Raw genomic sequence first — 24,386 nt, forward strand, 5'->3', positions numbered from 1 at the left:
CACTTCCAGCCAAAGTATTTTAACTGAAATGACATCTTATTGAACTACAATTACGTTATTTGTTTTGTGAAGCCGATCGCCTTACTTCTGGTTGCCTGCATTTTGATGCTTTCATCTCTTCAGGGGAATGGCGCAAATATGCGTCCAAGTTCGGTCTCGGATTGCTGTAAGGAAGGATCTTGCAAGCACGGAAAACAAACCAACCAGAACAATGGATGTGATAGTAAGGCGTGCAGCAGAATGGTTTCTTGCAGCCAATATGGTTTCATCATTTCTGAACAGCTACTTTTTCAAGATATTTTTATCTTGAGCAACGGTAAGTCTATACCACTTGCAACAATTGGTGTTATTACTGGATACACACAGATTGGCTGGCACCCTCCAAAAGTTTAATAATAATTCCGTACATCTATCTAGTACCGTAAGTATTATTAATCATTTAAATCAAAAATCATGAAAAAGTTTCTTTTCGCCACGATGGTGATGTCATTATCTATATTCTCAATTTCTTATGCAAACACTCCTTGCTGTAACAGCAAAATGAACAGTTGTACAAAATGTTAGAAAACCTGTGGTAAGCCAAATTGCATGGATACCTGTAGCAAGGCCTGTAAGGCATCAGGTGAATGCAAAAAGACCTGTAAATAGTAGTAAAAAGCCGGGGAATCCCCGGCTTTTTTATTCCAAAGTTATTTGGTGAACTGGATATCAGTTGAAAATATGCACTTTAAAAACGTGCAAAAGTTTCATCATTACTCCGATACCAAGAATAATCCACATCATCCAAAACAAAGTCATTTTTACGATATAAGCAGTTGTTGGCTTTCTTTTTGAAAGCTTTCTGCTTTTTAGCCTTTTGAACATAGGACTGGCTAGATTAGATGTGCTTACGCTGAATCCTGATCGCATTCAGTATCGCCAGAAATGCTACACCCACATCTGCGATTACCGCTTCCCAGAGATTGGCAACACCAAAAGCACCTAAAGATAATACAGCAGCCTTTACTGCCATTGCCAAAGCGATATTCTGCCAAACAATGTTACGGGTAAGCTTTCCAATCTTAAGTGCAGCAACAATCTTCAAAATCTGGTCATTCTGGATAACGATATCCGCTGTTTCGATAGCTGCGTCACTACCAAGTCCGCCCATTGCAATCCCAGCTTCCGCCAGGGCAATGACTGGTGCGTCATTAACGCCATCGCCAACGAAAGCAACGTGCCTGCCTTCTGCGATCAGCTTTTCTACGTTTTCAACCTTGCCCTCCGGTAAAAGATCGCCATAAGCATTATCAATGCCTAGTTTTTTGGCCACGTTGTCTACCACGGCCTTTTTATCGCCCGAAAGCATCACCGTTCTTATTCCGAGATCGTGCATCTGTTTAATTGCTTCAGCAGAATCTTCCTTGATTTCATCTGCAATGGTAATATAGCCTACATATTTCCCATCTACAGCAACAACTACAATGGTGTCTACAACTTCCTCAACATCTTTTGGGTATTCAACTTTGTATTTTTTTAAAAGTTTAAGATTACCTGCCATTACCGCCTTTCCATCGATCTTCCCCCTGAGTCCATGCCCTGAGATTTCTTCCACAGCAGTTGCCTTTTCTCCATCGGCGGCTTTGCCAGCATATTCAACTATGGCCTGTCCAACGGGATGTGTCGAGTTTTTTTCAAGTACCGCAGCTAGTTTGACCAATTGTTTTTCAGTCAATCCAACAGGCACTACCTTTTGCACCTTAAAGACACCTTTTGTAAGTGTTCCCGTCTTATCCATTACAATGGTATCAATCTTAGTCATTACGTCCAAGAAATTACCGCCCTTGAACAAGATCCCATTTTTTGATGCAAGACCTATCCCGCCAAAATATCCAAGTGGAATGGAAACTACCAAAGCACAAGGGCAACTGATGACCAAGAAAACCAGGGCACGATATAGCCATTCATTAAATACATACCCATCCACAAAAAAATAAGGAACCAAAGCCAATGCTAGGGCTAAGAAAAAAACGATAGGTGTATAAACTTTCGCAAATTTCGAGATGAATAGTTGGGTCTGGGATTTGCGTGAGGAAGCATCCTGAACCATTTCAAGTATCTTACTTAGCTTACTGTCTTTAAATAGCGCAGTTACCCTGATCTCTGAAACCGTATTTAGGTTGATCATTCCAGCAAGTACCTTTTCGCCTTTGTACCTGCTATCGGGACGGCTTTCGCCAGTTAAAGCTGCGGTATTAAATGAGCCCTTATCCGAAACCAGTTCTCCGTCCAGCCCAACTTTCTCTCCCGCCTTGACCTGAATAATATCGCCAAGTTCAACATCTGCGGACGGGGTTACCCTTGCGTCGCCATCGTTTAAAACGGTTACCTCATCTGGTCGTATATCAAGCAACGCCTTTATACTGGCTTTTGCCCTGTCTACGGCAGAATCCTGGAACCATTCGCCGATTGAATAGAATACCATAACGGCAACACCTTCTGAATATTCCCCAATATAGAACGCTCCCAAAGTGGCAATGCTCATCAGCACGAATTCATTGAATATATCGCCACGTACCGACTTACGAAATGCAAGTATAAGTACGTTCCATCCTGCCAAAAGATAGGCAACACCGTTAACCACTAACGACACCCATTTGGAAAATTTGATGCCAAAGCCATAATCAAGAGCCAATACGCAAATGAGTATGAAAAGACCTAATAGGAGACCTAGATGCTGTCGCCACCCGGCCTGTTCGGGTCCTGCAATGCCATGGTCATGACCGTCATTATCTTTGTGATCTTCGGCATCACCATGCACTATGTTTTCTTTTTGACCTTTGGATCTGGCATTCTTTACCGGACTTTTTGGTTTATCTTTTTTAGTGTTATCGCTATGTTTTTTCATTATAGTATTTCTAAAGGTTAACCTTCCGAATCCATAAACCAATTTTCTGCCTCCTCAATCGCCCGTTTAATGGCGAGGTTCCTATCGCTTTGGAGTTCACCTTGCCTATCTTTTAATAGCTCCAATGCCTTTGCCCTTACATTGGGCTTTAGGTCCTTTAGCTCAAGGTCGATATCTTCAAATTGGTTTTTCATTTTCTCTGGTCCGAATTAATTTTCTGTCTCGCTATATTAATTAAAGGAATTCCTTCCTTAATCTATTCTTCCTCGCCTCCGCCACTTGCCTTAGATTGAAGGTAGAAAGCCCCTTTCGTTACAACCCTGGCTTTTCCTGGTAGCTCCTCGATAGGAACAACCTGCACATATCCCTGTTCGCTAACACCGGTCTTCACTTCGGTTCTAATGAAACTGAAGGTTTTTACATCCTTATGTTTAGCATTCTCATCTACCACAAAGATGTACTGTTTACCTTCCGACCTGACTATCGCATCAACAGGAAGAGCAGGCATTAGTTTGCTCCCCGTACTGATCAGTGCGGTAACATACATGCCCGGTATCAGGTTCTTGTTTTTTGCATTATCAATTACCGCATGGACAATTACGCCCTTGCTTTCATTTTCAAAAGATTTATTGATGCCATTTATCCGTCCGCTAATCAATTGGTTTTCCTGATTTGTCAACTGGAAACTTACCTTTTGCCCAACCTTTACGGCCATCAGGTCTTTTTCAAAAACCGTAAGGTCGCAATGGATCTTGGAATTATCTACGACTTCCATGATTGATGTTCCAGGCTGTACAAATGCGCCCGTATTGGCCGTGATCTGGCCAACTGTACCATTTATTGGCGACAGGACCGGGAATTGGGAGATAATTTTTCCTTTGGCAATGCTAGCGGGGGAAACACCCAGCTGTTTGAGCTGGCTTTCATAGGCCGTAAGTTTTGATTTTTCTGCATTGAAAGTTGCCTGTGCAGATTGGAACGATTTTCCAGTTCCCGCATCTGCTGCCTGCAACTGCTTTTGACGTTCATATTCTGCCTCTACATAAACAAAACTGTTCCTGCTTGCCAAATAATCCTGTTGGATCTTGATCAAATCTTGGTTGTTAATTGTGGCTAGCACTTGTCCTTTTCTAACCTGTTGACCTTCCAGTACATTGATCCTTGTGATGATGCCTCCAGAAAGGATGCTCACGTCAGCCTTGTTCTGTGGTGGTACGGCAAGTTGCCCGTTCGCCTTAACTACTGCGTCAAGGTTTTTCTGCTCGATATTACCTATTGTGATTCCAACTGTTTCCATTTGTTCGCTCGTAAGTTCAAGTGCATTTGCCTCCCCTTTAGGTTCCTCGGTCGCAGTCTCGTTCTTTTCACCCTTTTTTGGATCGCTTGAACAGCTGGCAAGTGATGCCAGAACTATCACAGTGATGAAAGGGATTAGTTTTATTTTGATTTGATACATGTTAATTTCCTTTAAGGTATTGTAACTGAATAACTGATTGGTTAAGTTGGCTTAGTGCCTCTATGTAAGCAAGCTTGGTCTGAACAGCTCCAGCTATATGTTGTATATATTCCATATATCCGATTTCTCCCAAGTTGAAGGATACCTGCGCAATCCTTGACTGTTCATCGGCCAACTTAAGTCCTGAGCTTTTGTAATAATCTACCAGTTTTCTGAAAGTGTTATAATGTTCCAGTTCCTGATTATAGGCCAAACTGACCTGTGACCTTGTATTTTCCAGATTGGACTTGGCAATTTCGATGCCGATTTTCTCGGCAGTTATCCTCGAACGGTTTGCACCATTAAAAATTGGAACGGCGACACCAAACTGGATCCCTGCTATACGTGTACCAGGGGAATATGTTCTTGAAATATTTGCTGGATTAAAGCCAGAAATAAGCAATTGCTGATTATATCCCACAATGAGCTCCGGCAGTGATTTCGATCTTTCTACGGCAAGTCTTGCGCTCGCAACTTCTATATTCTGCAACTCAACCCTTGTTTGGGGATTTACCAATGGATCGATCATAGTTGTAACTGGCATTGCAGCGATAAGATTGTCTTCTGCCACCATCAAAGTACCATCCATGTTCAACAACTGCTTAAGGGTATATTCGCTATTTTTTAGTTCCGCTTCAGCACTGGTTTTTAATGCCTGAACTTCCTGGAACTTGGTGGTTGCGCTGATCAGTTCAAGTTTTGATGTTTCCCCGGCTTTTAACCTAATTTCAGCCTTCCTAACAAAGTTGTTATAGATACTGTCCTGATACTTCAGCACACGCACGGTTTCCCTGTTCAAAAGATAACTGTACCACGCATTTTTAACATTTCTGGTTATTTCGGATTCTAAAGAGAGATTGGTCCGTTCTGCCAAGACGGTCTGCTGGTTCAACAGCTTGCGGTTGTTCTTATAAAGGCCAGGCCACGCAATATTCTGGCTTATCCCCAGGGAATTGTCCATGTTGCCCCCACTCGTAGGGTCTTGTGTTAACAGCAGCTCCGTCTTAGGGATATCGACTGCAGATTTTTGGAGCGACCGTGACTGTTCAATGGAAAGCCGTGAAGTCTTTAGCTGGATGTTCTGCTTCAATGCCATGGAAATGGCACTGTCCAACCTCAATGGCTCAACTTGCTGGGCTTTTGATGGGATTGTAAAACAGGCAGACATACCAACAACAAGAAGTATTACCGTAGGTTTTGGAATGGAAATCTTCATGCGATCTTTCTTGTTAAATAATAGGTATAAACAAGGGAGTACAAATAAAGTTAGCAGGGTTGCTGTGATCAGTCCACCGATAACTACGGTTGCCAAGGGCTTCTGCACCTCTGCACCTGCACTTGAAGATAATGCCATTGGAAGAAAACCTAATGACGCAACGCAGGCAGTCATCAGTACGGGACGTAATCTTGTTTTTGTTCCTTCCAGTACCCGCTGGTAAATATCAGTCACTCCTTCATCTCTTAACTGATTGAAGTAGCCAATGAGAACTATTCCATTAAGCACTGCAACACCGAACAGCGCAATGAACCCAACTCCAGCCGATATGCTGAATGGCATTCCACGTAGTAAAAGGGCTGCTATTCCTCCAATTGAAGCAAGTGGAACTGCGGTAAAAATAAGCAGACTGTCCTTCACAGACCTGAACGTTACATACAACAGCAATAGGATCAGGATCAGGGCAGCAGGAACAGCAATGGATAACCTGGTCTTGGCCGCCTGTAGATTCTGGAACTGACCACCATAGGTAATATAGTACCCGCTGGGCAATTTAAGCTCGCGATCTAACTTTCCCTGTATTTCTTGCACAGTGCTCTCTACATCTCTTCCCTTGACATTGAATCCAACATATATTCTTCTGTTCCCATCTTCTCGTGAAATTTGTGCCGGTGCATCCTTGAAGTCGATTGATGCTACCTGGTTTAAGGGCACCTTATTGCCAGAGGGAAGGGGTATCAATAGGTTTTCGACTCCTGAAATGTTTTCGCGAAGCTCCCTGTTCAACCTTATCACCATGTCAAAGCGCTTTTCTCCTTCGAATACGACACCAGCTACACTGCCCGCAAATGCGGTCTTTAGTATCATATTTACATCACCGATGTTAAGCCCATACTGGGCTATTTTATCACGGTCATAGACAACCTGTATTTGGGGAAGACCATCTACCTTTTCTATGAAAGGCTCATTGACACCTTCTACCGGGGATATGATTTTGGCAATTTTATTTGCCTGCACTGCCAGCACTTCAAGGTCATTACCATAGATTTTAATGGCCACATCTTGTCTTATTCCCGTCATTAGCTCATTGAAACGCATCTGCATGGGCTGGGTGATCTCAACATTCAGTCCTGGGATTATGGATAGTTCTTCTTCCATTTTCTCCATCATTTCCTCCCTTGAACTAGCCGATGTCCACTGCTCTTTGGGTTTCATCGAAAGCATCATATCGCCCCTTTCCATCGGCATGGGGTCGGTTGGGATTTCTGAACTTCCAATACGTGTTACCGCTTGCTTAACTTCTGGAAATTTATTTTTAAGCAGTTTCTCCGCTTTGCCGAATGCACTTACAACCTCTGTAAGTGATGTTCCCTGTGCCATTGAAATCTCAACAGTCAGATCGCCTTCCTCCAATGTTGGAATAAATTCACCACCCATGTTCGAGAACGCCCATAACGAGATTGCAAACAATGCAACTACAACCACAACTACAGATTTTTTCACCTTTAATAGCCTGATCAGTGCCCTTTGATATACCCTTTGCAGGTATTCGATCAATTTGTCTGAGAAATTTCTTTTGTGCGTAGTGTTTTTAGACAAGAACAGTGCACTCGCCATAGGGACATAGGTAAGCGAAAGAATAAATGCACCAATTATAGCAAACACCACCGTCTGCGCCATAGGCTTAAACATTTTTCCTTCAATCCCAACTAAGGCTAGAAGTGGCAGATAAACGATAAGGATAATGATCTCGCCAAAGGCCGCACTTTTCCTGATCTTTGATGATGCTTCAAAAACAGCCTCATCCATCTGCCTGCGGTCAAGCCTTTTCACACCTGGAAAAAGGTTGTTTTCGGTTAGCCTGAAAATAATCGCTTCGACTATGATTACAGCCCCGTCCACAATGAGCCCAAAATCTATTGCGCCCAAGCTCATCAGGTTTCCCGAGACATTGAAAAGCTTCATCATCGAAAAAGCAAAAAGCATGGCAAGCGGTATCACCGATGCTACCACGAGACCAGCACGCCAGTTGCCCAATAACAGGACAAGTACCAGCACTACAATAAGCGCACCTTCTAACAGGTTCTGCTTAACTGTTCCGATTGCACGGCCTACAAGTTCTGTACGGTCAATGAATGGCTCAATCACAACTCCTTCGGGAAGAGATTTTTGTACCTGAGCCATTCGTTCTTTTACGTTCTCGATCACTTCACTAAAGTTTTCGCCCTTTAACATTAAAGTAACACCTGCAACAACTTCACCCTCGCCGTTACGGGTAACTGCTCCATACCTAGTTCCGCTTCCAAACTGTACCGTGGCTACGTCACGAATCAGAATTGGTGTGCCAGCAATATTTTTGACAACGATTTTTCGGATGTCTTCTAGGTTCTGGACCTGCCCAAGCCCTCTGATGAAGTAGGCATTTTTTTGCTGTTCGATATACGAGCCGCCCGTGTTCTCATTGTTCTTTTCAAGGGATTCGTAGATTTCTGGAATGGTGATGCCCAAGGAATTAAGCTTATCATTATCGAGTGCGATTTCATATTGCTTTACAAAGCCGCCCCAGCCACTTACTTCTGCTACACCAACTGTTCCGGCAAGCTGTGTCCTTACCAACCAATCCTGTAAAGTTCTGAGGTCAGTAGCCGAGTATTTATCTTCATAGCCTTTTTTTGTGTGGATCACATACTGGTATATTTCCCCAAGACCTGTGGTAATCGGAGCGAGCATTGGCTCTCCCAATCCTGATGGGATAGAATTTTCGGCTTCTTTGAGCTGCGCATTCACCTGTGTTCTTGCCCAGTAGATGTCTATGTCATCTTTAAAAACTATGGTAATTACTGATATCCCAGAACGGGATATCGAACGTTTTTCTATGATTCCAGAAATGTTTGCCATAGAAAGTTCAATGGGAGCTGTAATAAACTGCTCCACCTCCTGGGCACCAAGGCTAGGCGCTTGGGTAATAATTTGAACCTGATTGTTTGTGATATCAGGCTGTGCGTCTATTGGCAAATGGTAGGCGGAATAAATGCCTACCAGAACAAGTGCAAGTGTTGCCAAGCCAATAGTTATTTTGTTCTTGATGGAGAACGAGATTATTTTTTCAAACATGGAAATTTTATTAATACGTAGAGATAACCTAACAGAAAATCTGGAAGGCAACAATTAGAATTTTACGTATTAAGCAATTTGGGGAGGCTGATAGATCTCCAGGGTCTGTTCGGCAATTGCGGGCATTTTATACTCTGCATATTGGGTCTGAACTTGGTAGACTGCAATGCCAAAGGTCTTGGTGGGAATAAAATCCCTTGAAACCGAACAGCATGAACAGGTACAGAAGGGAGGACAGGTCTCAAGCCCATTATGTTCGACACTCTTTGCCTGTTTTTCGATGGTTGAGCCATTTACCTTTGCACTGCCAAAATCCTCGCTATCCTGACATGGCATCAGGGTGAGAAGGGCCATATAAAGGCTGAATATGACGGCTAGGTATTTCATCCTTAGCAAAGGTAGGAAATATTTCGTTAGCAACGAAACGAACTTCTCTGAAGTATGTTAGAATAGCCTGAAAATGGAAATTGGCCGACTTTCGGTTGAACAAACTAAGCATAATTGCACAAATAGCTAAAAATCAATATATTATTTTTCATTTACATAGATTGCAATAACGGATTTTTTGTTCGCAAATCGCAAACAAAGAACAAAAATAATTAGTAATATAAAGTACACTCTAGCTAGAGACTGAGTTATGGCTGAATTTATAATTATAAATCTATTAGACCCACTTTATAAAGCAATTAGCTACACATCGTTTTAAATGCAATATTCTCCACAAATAATAAATGGGAAACAAAAAATAATAGGGGCCTCAGACCGGACGGGTCCGTGATTTCATATTATAACGGTCTTTAAGCCAGTTTCTTGTGTGTTTTTCAAAGTGAGTACTCACGAATTACTCACTGACAATTTTTTCAAAGTGCTACAAATGCTATGAACGAATTTACGAAAACTAATGCGAAACTGCAATATTTCAATCAAAATTCTTAGAATATTAATATCTGAAGTACACTCTAAATTTCACAGAAATTTAAGCGAAATTACCGTTGAAAAGAAAAGCCCTATTCTAATCGGACAGGGCTTTTGCCATATCGATTTCATCAAGCGATTAAATTCCATTGACCAAATGCGATAATGATTTTCCCGCTATACATTTGTTAATTTAATGGTCAACTTGTGCCCTTCTGTTTGGCAGGCTCTGCAAAATTCGAATTTTGCAACTCCACCTTGCAGGCCTGGGTCAGCATATATTAAAAGAGAATGTCTAGGTCAATATTAATTACCTTCACTCCTTAAAGAGGTTCAATTTGCTTTGCTGTTGACCAACATTTATTAAAAACAACAGTTACTTTATCATATAACTCTGGCAATACTAATGCTATAAAGAAATCTCAGCTTCAAACAAATAGCGTTATGCAAAGAAAAGAGTATAAATGATTAGGGGACTCCAAGGGGGGGGGTAGAAGGAACAACAAGTGTTGTGAAAACAACCTTCATTTCACAAGACTTTTTAATTCCGTAGGGGAATCGAACCTACATGCTAAAATGCCTATTTTCAATGTTTTACAAACTCGTTATTTAGGACTCACCGAATAACTCACTGTGATTTGTAAAATTGTATATTGTTGCAATTGCTTGATGGTACAAACTTAATAAAAAGTGATTTTGAAGTCCATTTTTTAAAAAAAAATATTTATCTCTAAACCAATGTTTTAATAAACTGACGTATAAAACTAGCACTTGTAAACGCCGCATAATCGCGATAACCATCAGTTTTCCTTTTATCCGCAAAATCAGAAATACTTTTAATACTGATTGCTTTAGCTGAATGAACCTTTTCAAATGACTTACAGCCATAATAAACACCAAAAGTCTCCATATCAATTCCAATAAGCTTTCGATTCCCAGCTCGGATTTTCTCTACTTTCTTATCATCTGCTAGAACTGCCGATCCTGATGCAATCGGTCCAAAATGCACATTAAAACATTCATCATGCTTCTTTTTGGAAGGTGTGGCTGTAAATTCATTGTAAATTGACATCCGCATTGGTTCATTATTCTTTAACATATTTATAGGCGCAGTAAATGTTCCGTCAAGCTCTATAGGTTCTAGGTTCGGTTCAAAAACAGTTTGTTTAAGCTTTTGCTTATATTGATATTTACCAGATCCATAATTAAACGTATATCTACCCACGAGCACATCTCCAAAATTCCTTTCTTCAGATTTTACTCCTGCAGCTATTCCCCCCATGATCACATACATCGGCTTAAATTTAATTAGTATTTTGATCGTTAGGGCTGTCGCAGCCGACATGCCCATTTTGTCATCTGTGGCCACAATGACCTTTTTACTTCCAATTTTACCCTCTAAATATTGGGTTTGATCATCTGAAACCTTTGGCTGAAAATCAGCTAATATTTTTTGAAATGCCTCAAATTCTGTATCATGTAGAGCAGTAATTATCACAACATCTGCATTTCCTGAATCAACTTCAATACTCTTAGGAACAGGAAGTTCGCCTTTAAGCGCTTGTACATCATCCATCTGCAATACAACCTCAAGACACCCTTTAATTTCGTTATGTATTTCAAGAATATTGGCGAATGGCTCATAAGTGTGATCTTCCTTCTTAAGAACCTCTAAAGTATCTTGCACCAATTTTTCATTCACCAAGATATAATCATACAAACTTTGCCATCTATCTACTAATAGCTTTGGAGAAGGGAATTCTTCTGGGATATCGACATTATTAAATCCTTCATCCAAATTATTCACCAGAGAACTTAGATAATTCGACATCTGAGCATCGTTGTGATACCGGCCATAACCAGTTCGGTTTGGATTTTCATAAGCTTTCAACACACTTCTATATTCTTGGATTTTCGCCATTTTAAATTTTCTAAAATAGGCTCTAGATTCTGGCAAAAACTTTGGTGTATCTGTCATTGAGAGTGAAGACTATGTTTAACATTCAAGCACGTATAATTAATCGCCTGAATGTTAAATATAGCAAACATTTCCTAATCAACTGTTATCTCCAAAAACATAAAAATGTTAACCATCTCGATTTATTTGATTTAGTCGTTTCAGGCTCAACATCTCCAACAATCTTCGTTTCCAACTTAATTTCTTTATAAAATTCCTCTTTAACTTTCGAGTCATATTTTCTGCCTTCGGCTATGTCCTTATCAGACCATTTTGAGGTCCATACTATTTCGCCGCTTCTTATAAAATAATGCGATTTACAATCAAAATTCCAGTTCCCGATTGAAGGTGTAAGTGTAATATTTTTGCCGTTAAAATACATCTGCCAATCGGTTGGAGAAATAGGCGTTACAACCTTATTACCACAACCACACGCACAATTATGAATGGCAGTGCAATATTCAAGAGAAACAAAAAGAACACCTTCCTCAATAATATCGGGAATGAGTTCAACAAACCTATGCTGTAACATCTTCATTGAAAATCTTAGAAACACTAATTGAATATGAACTATGATGTTCTTGCTCTAGATCAACATAAAATCCGGCGAACTTCTTCCATTTCATTACTGCAAATCCTGCATTTAAAGAGTTCAGCTCAGCAATCTGGATATTTGTGGCGTAATCGTTCATATCATTATCTTCAACAAAGATCCTGTCCTGTAGATGGTCGTTTTTTTCCGAGGTCCCAGATGTAGTTCGGAAAGCCCCAATTAACTTACCGTTAACGATATTTACACCCAAACCTACATCTATAAATGAAATACCTTTTGAAACTAAATAGGTTATAATTAGATTTCTTACACTGTTTTTGTCTACACAAATAAAAACGTATGACATTTCATCCAGTTCCGACAAATTCGAGGCATTTAGATAGACACTATTTGCTTTAACTCCTTTATGCATTTTGGAGTAGATACCAGCAAAGTATTCAGCTTTCAGAGGGTTTGTGTCCAAATCTGAAATTGAAGCAGCACCTGGAGACCTGAATGCATTATGTTGATCAAAACTATCTCCATCATAAATATTAATATTGGATACTGGAGTTTTTGCCACAAGATCTAAAACGTAAGCACCCGTCCCCCCAAGACCAATAATTGCTATCTTTTGGCCAAAAAACTTCGAATTCATTTGCTCGATGTTTGCCCTGCTAGCGTTTGTATCTATATATTTAAAGACACTTTCCTCATCAGACGACGGAATTACTTTAAATGTCTTTTCAGTCACCCCATCATTAAGATATTTCGCGGGAGCCGAAATTATATCCGCATATCTTTTTACTTTTTCGAAATAATCAGGATATCCATCAGGTGGTTTATTAGAAAATGATCGATCAATCTCTAGTCCTTCACTTAACCTGTTTAAAGCATTGCTATGCTGTATGGAAGAAATAATATTACCATCGACATTGCATGGATTTTCACCGATAAAATGTATTACATGGTTGTCTGGCTTTGTAGTTTTACTACTGTTTGCCAAGGACAGAGTACTAACCAATGTTCCAAATTTAATTACTTTATTACTTGTTAAATATGGAATATGATGGATAAGTAAATATCCACCATATATCTCCATTTCATAACCTTCGTCTCTTAGACGCTTTAGGTCAGGGCTAAGATTTATCAGTTGCAGTGACATCGAAAATCATCTTGTTTTTTATATTAACAACTGAACCTTTAACCATTGTACCCTCAGGTTTTGGATCTTTTCCCCTACTATAGGTAACGGTATAGCCTTTATTTGGATTGTTGTCATAAGAGCCAAACGCAAGAACCACAACCTGTTCAAAAGAAATTGTTTTTTCTCCCCAATCTTTAACTGAAGCATTTACAATGATTTTAAAATCGCGAGACTTTTCTTTTGAATAGAACTTTTCTATACCAGGCCTTGCTAGATTTACTCTATCTTCATTACCTATCAATTCATCCTCGTATGGACCCGCGATGGACAGAAATATTTCATCATCCGCTCCGATATTTGCAATCTTTCTTAGCTCGGCACCAGTTAAGTATTGTTTATCGGAATAGTAAGTTTTACTGTCGACTACAAATTCTAATTTTTTCTTGATGTAAAACCCTTCTACTCCTGGCCGTGCAAGATCGACCTTTACTTCATTAGCAATGGGCTCATCTTTCCAAGGTTCCCTTATAGTAAGAAACAATTCAGAACCTTTAGGTAATCCTGCAATCTTTTTAATTTCAAATCCAGTTAAATACTGCTGGTCAGTTTCATAAGGCTTATCTTCCACGTTGAAAGACAAAGTACGCTCACAGCCTGGCTGTATTTGTACATTTTTTAAATCATCCATACTATCCTATGCTTACCAAAAACTATTTTTTGCCATCGACGGAAAAAAAAGTTACATTAGTAGCATAAGGTAATGTGGGGTTGATCTAAAAATTAACGTTATCAATGGATACAATCAATTGGGATGAATTATACTTACAGTTATTTGCATATACGGACTCGCTCCTCAAGGCTAACACATGGTTTAGAAAAGGAAAAATCGATTCGTATTTGGAAGGTAAACAAGTTCATGACTATGTCTCAGCAGCAATTGAGAAATTTCTGAGTGAGCCTCATAAGTACGATCCTACCAAAAGAAGTCTTGTTGGATATTTAAAAGTGCATATTATCCGTTCGTTAGTATCGAATGATGTTAATAAAGCAGAAAACAAGACAACTAGTGATTTGGAATTCATGCATAACGACGAAGATGATGAAGCATTTAATAGCATTGAGGCTCTTTTGCCCTACGCCAATGCATATTTCGACCAGCAAATTGATCATGACCAAATTCTTAACGATATAAAGGAAGAAATAAAGAGTGATGAAATTGTGAAAAAAATATTTGAAGCACATTGCCAAAATGGACTTTTGAGAAGAGAAATACTAATGGAATATAATATGGACGCCAGTGCGTTCGACAATGGAATGAAAAGATTAAAAACTGTGCTTAAAAAAACGGCAAAGAAATACGATTTAAGGCAACAGATATGAGCAAAGAAACAATATTTAACCGAGAAGATTTTATTAGGTTGGTTTTAGCAAAAGTTGAGCATAATAGTTCTTCAATTGATAATGCTAAAGAATACTTAATGGATGAGGGATATAAAATTGATGCTGTGGTAAACGAAGGTATGAAACGAATTAGGGAAATCACGGGTCGCCTAAATTTAACCGATGTACAATCTACCCAAGGCAAGAAGACACCCGCTAGATCTTCCAATAAAAGCTTCCGGAAAAATTGGACACATAAATCCGTTTTATTGTTAATTAAGGAATCAAATAACAATGATCCATACGAAGAGATTAAAGCTCGTGCACGTGAACTTGTTTTAAAGGGATTTGAAAAAGGTTGGGAAGGCCCACCATACAGTCCAATTAAACTTGCTGAAATTATGGGGATTGATGTTACACCTAATGATTCAGTCCTTGACGCTAAAATTGTTCCAAAGTCTGGCAATAATTTTCAGATCCAATATAATCCATTTCAGATACCGACCAGAGTAAATTTTAGCGTTGCACATGAAATTGCTCACACTTTGTTTTCAGACTGTGCGCAGGCAACGAGAAATAGGGAGGAAAATCCAATGGAAAATCGACAACTTGAACAATTGTGTAATGCAGCGGCTTCAGAAATTCAGTTGCCATATGCTATATTTTCAAATGACGCCAATAATTCACCTGCTTCAATGAAGGGACTAATTGAGTTGGCGAAAAAATATAAGGCTTCATTGGAATCTGTTTTCATGAGATATACTGAGGTCATTGATCAGCCTTGCGCAATTTTAATTGGTATTTTTCAAGACGATGGAAATATCGTAGTTGATTACTATAAGTCGTCAAGATTTTTCTCATTGGATATACCTGAAAATTTCAAAATCCCTGTTGGTTCAAACGCATATGAATGTACTTCTCCTGGATGGACAGCTGAAGAGACAACTTATTGGGATATTTTTCTTGGAGAACAGTACCTAGTTAGTTCTGCAGGAATTTCCCCTTATAAAAGAGATACCAAGCCAAGAGTGGGAATTTTAATAATGCCTGTGGAATACGCTCGCCATGATGCAGATTACGGAAAGATAGTGCTAGAATTTGGTGACGCTACCAAACCTAGGGGTTCGGGGAAAAAAGTAATTGCGCAAGTAGTAAATACCAGTGCATCCTTGGGCCGAGGTTTTGGTTATTCTTTGGCTAAAAATTATCCCATGGTTAAAGAGCGTTTGAAAGAATGGAGTGCAGATAAGTCAAAATTTGTCCTTGGGAGCACGAATGTAATACAAGTAGATAAAGACATTTATGTATTTCAGATGTTAGCCCAAAAGGGCCTGTTTGCTAAAGGTGATGAAATACCATTGAGGTATAAAGAGTTGCAAAAGTGCCTCGTTCAATTGAGGGGATTTGCATTAGAAAATAATTTTTCAATACACATGCCTGCTATTGGAGCAGGTCAGGCCGGGGGTGACTGGGAAATCATCATAGGTATGATCCATGACGAGCTTGTTAATTATGAAATCAAAGTAAATATTTATTTATTTCAAGGCACATCATTTAACCCCAAAAGAAAATCTAATTTAACGCTACTCAACGAAAGCTCGACATGGGAGAAAAAAAAGTAATCCTAGTCCTAACTGGAGAAATTAGTACAGGTAAAAGTACATTGACTGAAAAACTGGAAACAAGGTTTGGTTTTAAGACTTGTAAAACCAGGGATGGTCTTAACTATTTTGCAAGAAAGAAGTTAAAAGGCAAAGAGCCGGATAGGGAATTCTTACAAAAATACGGCACCGAACTTGATGTCCAAGGTGATGGAAAATGGGTGCTTGAATATTTTCAACATCTTTACGGAAGTGATTTCGACGCCAACAGCTTGTATGTTATCGACTCTGCTAGAATTATAAATCAGATTAAGCACATCAGGGAAGCTTACAGTTATTTTGTATTTCACATTCATTTGGAGGCAAATGCAAAAACTTTGGAACAACGTTTTTTTGAGCGTGGTGAGATCAAAGAAATGCCAGTAGCTAAGCAGGCAGAAAAGTACAAAGGCTATAAAGCGGATGAAACTGAAAAACAAGTGCCGAGATTACGAGAAGAAGCGGATCTCGTCATAGATACTGACCGCTGTAACGATGAGGATGTGTTTGTGAGGGTTGCTAGTTTTTTTAAATTGCTACCTCCATTAAAAAACGAATTGGTAGATGTTATCGTCGGTGGACAATTTGGATCCGAAGGAAAAGGTCAGATTGCGGCTCATATATCGCCTGATTATGATTGCTTAATGAGAGTTGGTGGACCAAATGCTGGGCATACGGTTTTTGAAAGACCAACAAATCATGTCTTTCACCTACTTCCATCTGGAACCTATCGAGCTCCACACTCCAAGTTGCTAATCGGACCTGGGGCTGTTTTAAATCTTGATAAGATATTGCAGGAGATTAGAACATTTAATGTAGAATTTGGCAGGCTTGTCATAGATGAAAATGCAATAATAATCTCTCAAGCTGACATTGATGCAGAAAACAAGATAAAAGAAAAGATTAGCTCTACTGCACAAGGAGTCGGCATTGCGACAGCTGCCAATATAGTATCAAGATTGTATGGAGATGATAAGCACAAGGCCAAACATTATATCAAAGAGCTAAGAGGCTACCTTGGAAACACCTCAGAAGAGTTGGAGTTATTATATCGTGACGGTAAAAAAATATTACTTGAAGGAACACAAGGAACAGGCTTAAGTCTACACCACGGGCTCTATCCGCACGTAACATCACGTGATACAGCAGTTTCTGGTTGTTTATCAGAAGCAGGTATTTCTCCAAGAAGAGTGAGGAAAATTATTATGGTAACTCGTACCTATCCAATTCGAGTAGGTGGAACTTCAGGGCCATTTATCAGTAAAGAGATAGACATGAAAACAGTCGCTGAACGTTCTGGTAAAGATGCCGATGATTTGGTGAAAAAGGAAATTACAACAACAACTAAGAAAAATCGTCGTATAGCTGAATTTAGTTGGTCTTTATTTAGAAAAGCTTGTGAGCTTAATTCCCCAACCGACATAGCGCTTACTTTTACGGACTATATTTCAACAAAAAATGAAAATGCCAGAAGATATGAAAACCTTACCGGTGAGACTAGGCGTTTTGTAGAAGAGATAGAAAGATGCTCAGGAGTTAAAGTTTCTCTGATTGGGACGACCTTTGACTATAGAGCTGTAATTGATAGAAGAAACTGGAAATAAAACATGGATTTAGAAAGATTTATACAACAACGACCATATTTGTACCATTTAACTAATATGCAAAATGCAGAAAGTATTTTGGCTGATAAAAAATTATATAGTGCTAATCAAATAATATATATGTCTGGTGATGATAGTGACAACATTAATCGTCAACGAAGGATCGGACATCAGGAAATTAAGGTCGGAGAAAAATCTTATTTTTTAAGAGACCAACGGCCTATATCGCAAAAAGCTTTGGAAAAGTGTTTGACCGATGATTGGAAGATGCCAGATTTCCTTTACCACTTAAATGACAGGGTATTTATGTGGCCAACTTTAGACAGGCTTTGGAGACATTATAATAGATATGCGTTTGAAAACCCCGTGATCTTTAGATTTCCTACTAGGGAAACAATTGAAGCCAATCCTCATGTTAAATTTTGCCGATTAAATTCTGGGGCAACCAGAGCAAATTCTCACTTAGGCGGAAAGCCACCGGAAAGGGGGAAAAATTCCTTTTTACCTGCGGGCGAATTTCTGCTTCCTATTAGGGAAGTTGCGGAAGTAACCTTTGAAAACGAATGCAATTTTAACTTTGCCATTTCCCGTGGCCTAACTCCTGACGGGAATTTTGTCCAAGTAAATCCTTAATCATATTATAAAGCAATATTTGACCTAATTTTTAAGCAATTGGATAGTGACTTACTATATCAGAAAATCGGAGAATTTGTAGTTTCTTTTCAATGGCTTGAACATCGGCTGAGAGAAATTGGTTGGATAATTACAGATCCAAATCGAAAAGTTTGGCCACCAAAAGATTTCAGGGATGATAGTAATATTCAATTGTTAAATAAAATTGAAATTATATATATAGATTTTATAAAAGCTTCTAAAATTACAGATAAGGAGAATAAGGTATTATCCTTTAAAGGAATTATTGCTTCCCTGCACGAGCATAGAAGATATAGGAATTTGCTATTACATTCAGCTTACATAGAAATTAAAAAGGGAGATGAAAGTGAAGAGATTTGGAGATCGAATCCTAAACTTAAACATGTAGATGGAGAACCTGCATTTGAAACAGAATTATTAACTCCAGAAAAAATAGATAAAGCAATGCTATTAATGGCTCATGACGCTTTTGCGATAAACATTTGCTATGCCCAGGCTCTACAATTAGCAGGAACATATTGATGTTTTATCGGCAATCCTTACAGTCACTTTCCCGGCACTTAAAGCGCGAAAAAACGCCCATATTTCATGGACGTTTCTAATTTCTTAACAAACTTTAATTAAAAGCCCTTACGCCACTCTTTGCAAAGCTTTGGCACAAATCAAATGCGGTTTGATTGCGCTGTAACGCCGTACCGTACATGATGCTTTTAAATTTACTTTCCTCATCCTTGTAATTCCGTACATTTTGAAAGTAGCCATTTACCGCATAGTATGCACCGTATAATGTGCCTTGCGTGGTAGCTCCCAATTGCGAAGGATGCGAATTTGCATAATCCAAAACTGCACTAACCGAATTGTTATAGATGCTCGAAAGTTCATCTGGCCTGTTACTTTGCAGGCTCTGCAAGGTTTCCTTATTTGGAGCCATTGCCATCTGCACCAATTTTTTAACCTCGGAATCCGTGATTTGGATTTTTGCCCACCTGTTAAACAGTTGTTCCATTTCTCCCGCTAACAGATTGGTAATGCCTAGCAGTTCATGCGCCTGTTTTAGCCTATCGGTTGCGCTGGACGTATGGCGGATTTTAATGCAGTTACTTTTGTTGCGCATCGCTGCATTTAAGGTGTTTTGGCAGACAATGCGAACGGGCGTAAACGCTGCCGTTATGCTCCCATAACCATCGTGAGAAGTAGTCAAAAACAAATACTGCTCAATCAAATCGTTTTTACCTACTCGGATATATTCGGGCAATTTTGCGGTAATAAATATCTTTTCTCCGTTGCCTAGTGCGCCAGCAGTTTCATAAAGAATCCCATCTTTACCGCCAACAATGGAATCAAAAAAAGCAAATGCGTCAATGTTCTGTACGATGTGGTAATCCTTGCCAACTACGCCCAAAACTTGGTCGGTGTCAGTACGTACGGTTGCGAAAAAATTATTCACTTCGATTTCCGGAATAATCAAATCCGTTTCGCCCCTGTGGTTTTCACTATCGTAGGTATACAAAGGGCGTTTCTCTACCGAGTAATCTAGCTGAGCGTGTTTGATTGCTTCCGCACTTGTCGGGTAATCGGAAATGATCTGCCCAAGATTGTGCCAGGCTTTTTCCTTCACGCTGAAAAAACTGTGTTTCTGCGTGGCTTCATTGAAATTAAGATTGTGTGCCATGATTGATTCTATTTGCGTTGGTTACTCGGGTTAATAAAATTTCTGTTTCCAATATCTTCACGTTTGGCGTGTCGGGCAAATGCAAACGAGAATGTATTTCCACTTCGTGAACGGCATCGGATATGGTGGTTAGTTCAGTTTCTGCAACTACCCTAACCATTAAATAAAGGGTGTGGTACTTTTTCATTTTGGTAAATTCTAATCAAAAAAATTGCCCCTTACCATAATAGCAAAGGGCAAAAGGATTTAGGCAGGGATAACAATATTAGCTTCGATTTCAGCCAATTTGTCAACACATAATTCATTCACGAACTCGGCAACCGCTTTGATGATTGCTGGATTTTTGGTTACGAACGAATTTCTATCGTCATCCTCGATAGTGAGTTTACAGCCTTGGAACTGCGGAGAGTCGATATCCTCGTTTTCATCCTGTACCAACACTTTAAAGCCGTCCAACGTGTTAATGGTGGTTAGCAAATTGTCACGGTGGATTTTACGTCTGTGCAATTCTTCAACAAGTTTCAATGTTCCCTCTAAATTTAACGCTGGTTTTTCTGCTACCGCTGGTTTTGCCTCTTCTTTTTTCTCTTCTGTCTTTAGTGCTTCCGCCTGTGGTTTCGGGGTATGGTCAACCTGTAGGGCTTGCGCTGTTCCTACTTTTTTGGCATCGTTCTTTTTATCATCAAATGCTGTGCTATTTTGCATAGCTCCATTTTTAGCCTGTGGCGTTTGAACTGCCGTAGCTGTTCCATTCTGTGAATTGTTGTCTGCTTTTCTTTTTAAATCTAACGTTTTCATGATTTCTGTTTTTAAAAATTGTGGGTGATAAATTTTGATTAATTGCCCTAGGGGCATTGTTTTTTTTAGGCGAGCGGTCAATTTTTGGCTACTGCTTTTTTTCGGTGGGCTTCTGTCCTTTGCTGGTATCATGGCTTAATTATTTAGGTCAGTCGGCTAGCGCCTCCTGGCTTTTTGTTAAGCCCCCTCACCTTGATACAATTGATTTTCAAGACAAGACTTTGCGAAAAAAAACCTCGTCCAGCGCAGCTGGGCAGGGAAGATTTTTTCGGCAAACCCCTTGGGGGCCTGGTCTTTTCGGAAAATCAATTGTTCAGAAATTTGCTACTCAAAAAGGTTGGATGGATTAGAATGCAGTTGAAAAATGGCGGAATTAACTGATAATTTTTAGCACTGTGCAGATCAGCTGAAAAGAAATTATCTAACCCCTGCAAACATTATTGATCACCTTCCTAACACTTTACAGGCACTTGCGCCAGCACCAAATAATCACTCCAAACCTCACTTAACCCGCACTTGGCTGGGGGCAAAAAAAGGAGCGATACGCTCCCTTTCGTTACGGCTAAATCTAATTGACCAACGCCACACCGTGGTCGTCCTCGGGCAGATCGGGAGTCATGCACCCAATCAAATTGGCTTCCAATAGATTCACCCTTTCAGAATCCATCATTTTTAGTTTCAGCTTGTCGCGAAGTTCAAGCGCAGTTTCTGCGGTGTCCCTGCAACTGGTATCCAATACCAGTTTGACCATTACAATCAACGTTTCTCTTTTCATAGCTTTTTTACATTAGTTCACTATCAGCCAATGAGATGTAACCGTCTGCTGAAATAATCAAATGGTCATATACCGCAACATCCAACAGCTTACCACCCTCCTTAAGCTTTGCGGTCAACTGCAAATCCCTTATGGATGGGGTCAGGTTTCCGCTCGGGTGGTTGTGCGCCAACACCAATGCGCAAGCCCCAGCCTTTAGCGCAATCCCGAAAACCAGCTTTGCATCAACCAGCGTTCCCGAAATACCACCACGAGAGACCTCGCAAACCCCGATTACCCGACTGTTACGGTTGAGCAGAATGATTTTAAACTGCTCCTGCAGTTCCATCAATCCCAAATCCCAATTGGATAAAAGGACTTGGTAGCAAGAATTAGAATCGCAGACCTTTGGGCGCTGGCTCGCTTTAAAATTCGGATGGTAGCTAACTTTGATTTCTGCAACCCCCGATAACGGAAATGGATTTTGTTTCATGGCTCAAATAATTAAATCAGTCGGCAGTCGCCTCCTGGCTTTTTGTTAAGCAACCTCACCTTGACACCCTCATTTTTTAAAGGCAAGGCTTTGCGAAAAAATACCTCGCCGCAGGCAGGGAAGATTTTTTTGGCAAACCCCTTGGGGCTTGGCCTTGCTGTAAAAAATAGGGTTCAGAAATTTGCATCCCAAAAAGCTTGGATGAAGTTTAATTGGAGATAAAAGGCAGAACACAGCCAGACTGCGGACCAAGGGTTCGCAATTCGCGAACCGCGAATTCAGCTTTCCCTGTTTTCAAAAAGCCCAAAAAATTCGCTCGCCGACTTCGTCTGTTTTTCCACCAGCCGCTTTGCCAGTTCCATTGCCGCAATGATCGAACTACATTTGGCCATCCCCATGCCAGGGAAACTGCCCAAAGCCTTATAGTCCATTTTAGCCAAAAGTTCAAGGTCATCATCCACGCTTTTAATTATCTTGGCTGAAAGATCGACCGCGGTTTCCTTTACCGTACCCGAACCGATCAGAAGGGCCAACAATTCCGCATCGCTTAACACAGCCGCGCCATGAGCCAGCATCTTTTCCCTAGGCCTCATGTCAAGCTCCCAGCTTTTGATCCCGTTCACCTTTCTATCCAGTTGAAGTGAGCACTGCTGCTTAAAGTTCAGTTTGTCCATTCCCAGATGTGCCGCATGGTGCAAGAGTGAAGCTAGCCCCTGGAACAGCAGATGAAAATCCTCTTCAAAAATCTCTACATGGTTGCGCTTGAATGTTCCGTCGGCCTGTTCATCGCTCCGTGTGATCTGTATGAAATTGGTCTTGTTCGCCGCCAGTTTAAAATCCAGAAAGTAGTTCCGCTTGCGGGTTGAAAAATGTTCCGATGCCAAAATATTGCTGTTCATAATTTTATCGTGTTAAATCCACCACAAAATTCCAGACAGCTAAAGCGCATACTCGGTCTAAAAAAAACAATTACCCGATTTCTCCGTTTATAAATCAGATTATCAAGTAATTAAAAAAGTCAAAATGCAGCGAAAATCGGATACAGAACTATTGCCCGAATGCGAAAACTGTCGTAGGGAACTTCACGGAAGGATCGACAAGCGTTTTTGTAATGACAATTGCCGAAATGAATTTAACAGGAAAAAAAACAAGTAGAAGCGCTGAAAGCGGACGACAATCTTCCAGAAACCCTGAAGATCATCAAGGAAAATTACAGGATACTTAAATCCCTTGGGGAGATACCGGTAGGCGAGGAAATTGATACTACAAAACTAGAGCTGGTGAATAAAGGATTCAACTTCAAGTATTTTACCAGCATCGTACAAAGTGATCGCACAACATGGAGGTTTGTATTTGAAAGAGGCTATGCAACCTATTCCCATTCTACCGTTTACATCAAGGAGGATCCAAAACAGATTGAAATTTGAAAGGCAATTCTAGGTGCGTGCTGATGAAAAAATCCTTTTGTGCACGGCAAGAAAACGCGAAGGAAAATGAGTAACCTATCTTCGCAATCCTTAGTTTAGCCGAATGATCCAAGAGCTCAAAGACTACTTCAATTCCATCGAAATCCCAAAAGAACCTGTTTACCTAGACCCATCTGCAAGGATCAACGACGTAGGCCTATTTTTAAAAAGCCACTTCAAGGCACTGGAAGAAAATCCGGATTCAAAGGTGAACGAACCCATCAAATCAAGGCTATTGAAACTAAGGGAAATATTGGAATCAAAATCAGGAGAAACCGATTAGTTGAAATTCAAATGGTCAAAAAGTCCGTGATCATTTTCTCCCTGCATCACCTTGGGAAGAATTGGCTTGGGCACAAGCGAAACGGTTATCATCCCATTTTCATCCTCTGAAAAAGCTGTAAAGGATTTTCGGCTGATGATCATCTGCTCATTGATCCTAAGAGGGCATTGCGGAATGTACCCCAAATTTTCTGGCCTCATAACTGTACGAGGCCACCACACCACGATCCGCAGCACCCCCGATGATAACGGGCTTACCGATCAGTGATGGATCTTTTCGGACCTCATCGGACACGAAGAAAGCATCCTGGTCCATGTGGATAATGTGCTTATCGCCAGACATAATTTAAAAAGTAATTTAGTTTAAATGGAGTGGATTT

The 24,386-nt window shown here is 40.1% G+C and carries 21 protein-coding genes and 1 pseudogene; 6 read left to right on the plus strand and 16 right to left on the minus strand.

The genetic code is table 11. From position 1 onward, the window contains the following. Positions 1-877: 877 nt before the first annotated feature. From AC07XU_RS15700 to AC07XU_RS15740, 9 genes are all read right to left on the minus strand, one after another. Entirely contained in the window at positions 878-2,887 is a 2,010-nt protein-coding gene (locus tag AC07XU_RS15700; protein WP_494944581.1) for a heavy metal translocating P-type ATPase, read from the minus strand. A gap of 17 nt (positions 2,888-2,904) precedes the next feature. After that, positions 2,905-3,081, minus strand: a complete 177-nt coding sequence (locus AC07XU_RS15705) for a hypothetical protein (protein WP_494944582.1) — start codon at positions 3,079-3,081, stop codon at positions 2,905-2,907. Positions 3,082-3,143: 62 nt separating this feature from the next. Next, positions 3,144-4,343, minus strand: coding sequence for an efflux RND transporter periplasmic adaptor subunit (locus AC07XU_RS15710; protein ID WP_494944583.1), 1,200 nt, complete (start codon positions 4,341-4,343; stop codon positions 3,144-3,146). A gap of 1 nt (position 4,344) precedes the next feature. Next, a complete protein-coding gene (locus AC07XU_RS15715; protein ID WP_494944584.1) occupies positions 4,345-8,712 on the minus strand; it encodes a CusA/CzcA family heavy metal efflux RND transporter in 4,368 nt (1,455 codons plus the stop codon). Positions 8,713-8,781: 69 nt separating this feature from the next. Beyond that, a complete protein-coding gene (locus AC07XU_RS15720; protein WP_494944585.1) occupies positions 8,782-9,099 on the minus strand; it encodes a DUF6660 family protein in 318 nt (105 codons plus the stop codon). A gap of 1,258 nt (positions 9,100-10,357) precedes the next feature. Then, on the minus strand, positions 10,358-11,605 hold the full coding sequence (locus AC07XU_RS15725) for a 5'-methylthioadenosine/S-adenosylhomocysteine nucleosidase family protein (protein WP_494944586.1): 1,248 nt from the start codon (positions 11,603-11,605) through the stop codon (positions 10,358-10,360). An 85-nt stretch (positions 11,606-11,690) separates the two neighbouring features. Next, positions 11,691-12,116, minus strand: a complete 426-nt coding sequence (locus tag AC07XU_RS15730) for a ubiquitination-like system serine protease family protein (RefSeq protein WP_494944587.1) — start codon at positions 12,114-12,116, stop codon at positions 11,691-11,693. After that, a complete protein-coding gene (locus AC07XU_RS15735; RefSeq protein ID WP_494944588.1) occupies positions 12,103-13,281 on the minus strand; it encodes a ThiF family adenylyltransferase in 1,179 nt (392 codons plus the stop codon). Before AC07XU_RS15735 ends, AC07XU_RS15730 begins: the two co-directional genes overlap by 14 nt. Further along, positions 13,256-13,951: a multiubiquitin domain-containing protein gene (locus AC07XU_RS15740; RefSeq protein WP_494944589.1), complete on the minus strand. Its 696-nt coding sequence runs from the start codon at positions 13,949-13,951 to the stop codon at positions 13,256-13,258. Before AC07XU_RS15740 ends, AC07XU_RS15735 begins: the two co-directional genes overlap by 26 nt. A gap of 104 nt (positions 13,952-14,055) precedes the next feature. Between AC07XU_RS15740 and AC07XU_RS15745 the strand changes: the two genes are divergently transcribed. The 5 genes from AC07XU_RS15745 to AC07XU_RS15765 are packed head-to-tail and all read left to right on the plus strand — an operon-like array spanning position 14,056 to position 19,063. After that, complete coding sequence (locus tag AC07XU_RS15745) at positions 14,056-14,643, plus strand: hypothetical protein (protein ID WP_494944590.1); 588 nt, start codon at positions 14,056-14,058, stop codon at positions 14,641-14,643. After that, positions 14,640-16,265, plus strand: coding sequence for an ImmA/IrrE family metallo-endopeptidase (locus tag AC07XU_RS15750; RefSeq protein WP_494944591.1), 1,626 nt, complete (start codon positions 14,640-14,642; stop codon positions 16,263-16,265). The genes AC07XU_RS15745 and AC07XU_RS15750 overlap by 4 nt, the downstream gene beginning before the upstream one ends. Next, positions 16,247-17,887: an adenylosuccinate synthetase gene (locus AC07XU_RS15755; protein ID WP_494944592.1), complete on the plus strand. Its 1,641-nt coding sequence runs from the start codon at positions 16,247-16,249 to the stop codon at positions 17,885-17,887. The genes AC07XU_RS15750 and AC07XU_RS15755 overlap by 19 nt, the downstream gene beginning before the upstream one ends. Before the next feature lie 3 nt (positions 17,888-17,890). Continuing rightward, positions 17,891-18,520 (plus strand): DUF7002 family protein, encoded by a 630-nt coding sequence (locus tag AC07XU_RS15760; protein WP_494944593.1) that lies wholly within the window; start codon positions 17,891-17,893, stop codon positions 18,518-18,520. Positions 18,521-18,559: 39 nt separating this feature from the next. Continuing rightward, on the plus strand, positions 18,560-19,063 hold the full coding sequence (locus AC07XU_RS15765; protein ID WP_494944594.1) for a hypothetical protein: 504 nt from the start codon (positions 18,560-18,562) through the stop codon (positions 19,061-19,063). Between the two features lie 94 nt (positions 19,064-19,157). Here AC07XU_RS15765 and AC07XU_RS15770 read toward each other — a convergent pair whose 3' ends face one another. From AC07XU_RS15770 to AC07XU_RS15795, 6 genes are all read right to left on the minus strand, one after another. Further along, complete coding sequence (locus AC07XU_RS15770) at positions 19,158-20,213, minus strand: DUF932 domain-containing protein (RefSeq protein WP_494944595.1); 1,056 nt, start codon at positions 20,211-20,213, stop codon at positions 19,158-19,160. Continuing rightward, the gene (locus AC07XU_RS15775) at positions 20,197-20,400 is read right to left on the minus strand and encodes a hypothetical protein (protein ID WP_494944596.1); all 204 of its coding nucleotides are present in this window, start codon (positions 20,398-20,400) and stop codon (positions 20,197-20,199) included. The genes AC07XU_RS15770 and AC07XU_RS15775 overlap by 17 nt, the downstream gene beginning before the upstream one ends. 59 nt (positions 20,401-20,459) lie before the next feature. After that, complete coding sequence (locus tag AC07XU_RS15780) at positions 20,460-21,143, minus strand: hypothetical protein (protein ID WP_494944597.1); 684 nt, start codon at positions 21,141-21,143, stop codon at positions 20,460-20,462. A 436-nt stretch (positions 21,144-21,579) separates the two neighbouring features. Then, the gene (locus AC07XU_RS15785; RefSeq protein WP_494944598.1) at positions 21,580-21,786 is read right to left on the minus strand and encodes a hypothetical protein; all 207 of its coding nucleotides are present in this window, start codon (positions 21,784-21,786) and stop codon (positions 21,580-21,582) included. Between the two features lie 7 nt (positions 21,787-21,793). Further along, entirely contained in the window at positions 21,794-22,258 is a 465-nt protein-coding gene (locus AC07XU_RS15790) for a JAB domain-containing protein (RefSeq protein ID WP_494944599.1), read from the minus strand. Positions 22,259-22,536: 278 nt separating this feature from the next. Further along, a complete protein-coding gene (locus tag AC07XU_RS15795) occupies positions 22,537-23,157 on the minus strand; it encodes a UPF0758 domain-containing protein (RefSeq protein WP_494944600.1) in 621 nt (206 codons plus the stop codon). Positions 23,158-23,788: 631 nt separating this feature from the next. Between AC07XU_RS15795 and AC07XU_RS15800 the strand changes: the two genes are divergently transcribed. Beyond that, positions 23,789-24,007, plus strand: coding sequence for a DUF6965 family protein (locus tag AC07XU_RS15800; protein WP_494944601.1), 219 nt, complete (start codon positions 23,789-23,791; stop codon positions 24,005-24,007). A 159-nt stretch (positions 24,008-24,166) separates the two neighbouring features. Here the strand turns inward: AC07XU_RS15800 and AC07XU_RS15805 are convergent. Continuing rightward, positions 24,167-24,349 (minus strand): annotated as a pseudogene (locus tag AC07XU_RS15805) (Y-family DNA polymerase); the annotation flags it as partial. Positions 24,350-24,386: the final 37 nt, after the last annotated feature.

The sequence above is a fragment of the Pedobacter sp. GW456-11-11-14-TSB4 genome (assembly GCF_059424425.1).

Excerpts from the sequence above, each read along its gene's own strand:
- AC07XU_RS15700 (WP_494944581.1), bottom strand. The coding sequence starts at position 2,887 with ATGAAAAAACATAGCGATAACACTAAAAAAGATAAACCAAAAAGTCCG.
- AC07XU_RS15705 (WP_494944582.1), bottom strand. The coding sequence starts at position 3,081 with ATGAAAAACCAATTTGAAGATATCGACCTTGAGCTAAAGGACCTAAAG.
- AC07XU_RS15710 (WP_494944583.1), bottom strand. The coding sequence starts at position 4,343 with ATGTATCAAATCAAAATAAAACTAATCCCTTTCATCACTGTGATAGTT.
- AC07XU_RS15715 (WP_494944584.1), bottom strand. The coding sequence starts at position 8,712 with ATGTTTGAAAAAATAATCTCGTTCTCCATCAAGAACAAAATAACTATT.
- AC07XU_RS15720 (WP_494944585.1), bottom strand. The coding sequence starts at position 9,099 with ATGAAATACCTAGCCGTCATATTCAGCCTTTATATGGCCCTTCTCACC.
- AC07XU_RS15725 (WP_494944586.1), bottom strand. The coding sequence starts at position 11,605 with ATGACAGATACACCAAAGTTTTTGCCAGAATCTAGAGCCTATTTTAGA.
- AC07XU_RS15730 (WP_494944587.1), bottom strand. The coding sequence starts at position 12,116 with ATGTTACAGCATAGGTTTGTTGAACTCATTCCCGATATTATTGAGGAA.
- AC07XU_RS15735 (WP_494944588.1), bottom strand. The coding sequence starts at position 13,281 with ATGTCACTGCAACTGATAAATCTTAGCCCTGACCTAAAGCGTCTAAGA.
- AC07XU_RS15740 (WP_494944589.1), bottom strand. The coding sequence starts at position 13,951 with ATGGATGATTTAAAAAATGTACAAATACAGCCAGGCTGTGAGCGTACT.
- AC07XU_RS15745 (WP_494944590.1), top strand. The coding sequence starts at position 14,056 with ATGGATACAATCAATTGGGATGAATTATACTTACAGTTATTTGCATAT.
- AC07XU_RS15750 (WP_494944591.1), top strand. The coding sequence starts at position 14,640 with ATGAGCAAAGAAACAATATTTAACCGAGAAGATTTTATTAGGTTGGTT.
- AC07XU_RS15755 (WP_494944592.1), top strand. The coding sequence starts at position 16,247 with ATGGGAGAAAAAAAAGTAATCCTAGTCCTAACTGGAGAAATTAGTACA.
- AC07XU_RS15760 (WP_494944593.1), top strand. The coding sequence starts at position 17,891 with ATGGATTTAGAAAGATTTATACAACAACGACCATATTTGTACCATTTA.
- AC07XU_RS15770 (WP_494944595.1), bottom strand. The coding sequence starts at position 20,213 with ATGGCACACAATCTTAATTTCAATGAAGCCACGCAGAAACACAGTTTT.
- AC07XU_RS15775 (WP_494944596.1), bottom strand. The coding sequence starts at position 20,400 with ATGAAAAAGTACCACACCCTTTATTTAATGGTTAGGGTAGTTGCAGAA.
- AC07XU_RS15780 (WP_494944597.1), bottom strand. The coding sequence starts at position 21,143 with ATGATACCAGCAAAGGACAGAAGCCCACCGAAAAAAAGCAGTAGCCAA.
- AC07XU_RS15785 (WP_494944598.1), bottom strand. The coding sequence starts at position 21,786 with ATGAAAAGAGAAACGTTGATTGTAATGGTCAAACTGGTATTGGATACC.
- AC07XU_RS15790 (WP_494944599.1), bottom strand. The coding sequence starts at position 22,258 with ATGAAACAAAATCCATTTCCGTTATCGGGGGTTGCAGAAATCAAAGTT.
- AC07XU_RS15795 (WP_494944600.1), bottom strand. The coding sequence starts at position 23,157 with ATGAACAGCAATATTTTGGCATCGGAACATTTTTCAACCCGCAAGCGG.
- AC07XU_RS15800 (WP_494944601.1), top strand. The coding sequence starts at position 23,789 with ATGATCCAAGAGCTCAAAGACTACTTCAATTCCATCGAAATCCCAAAA.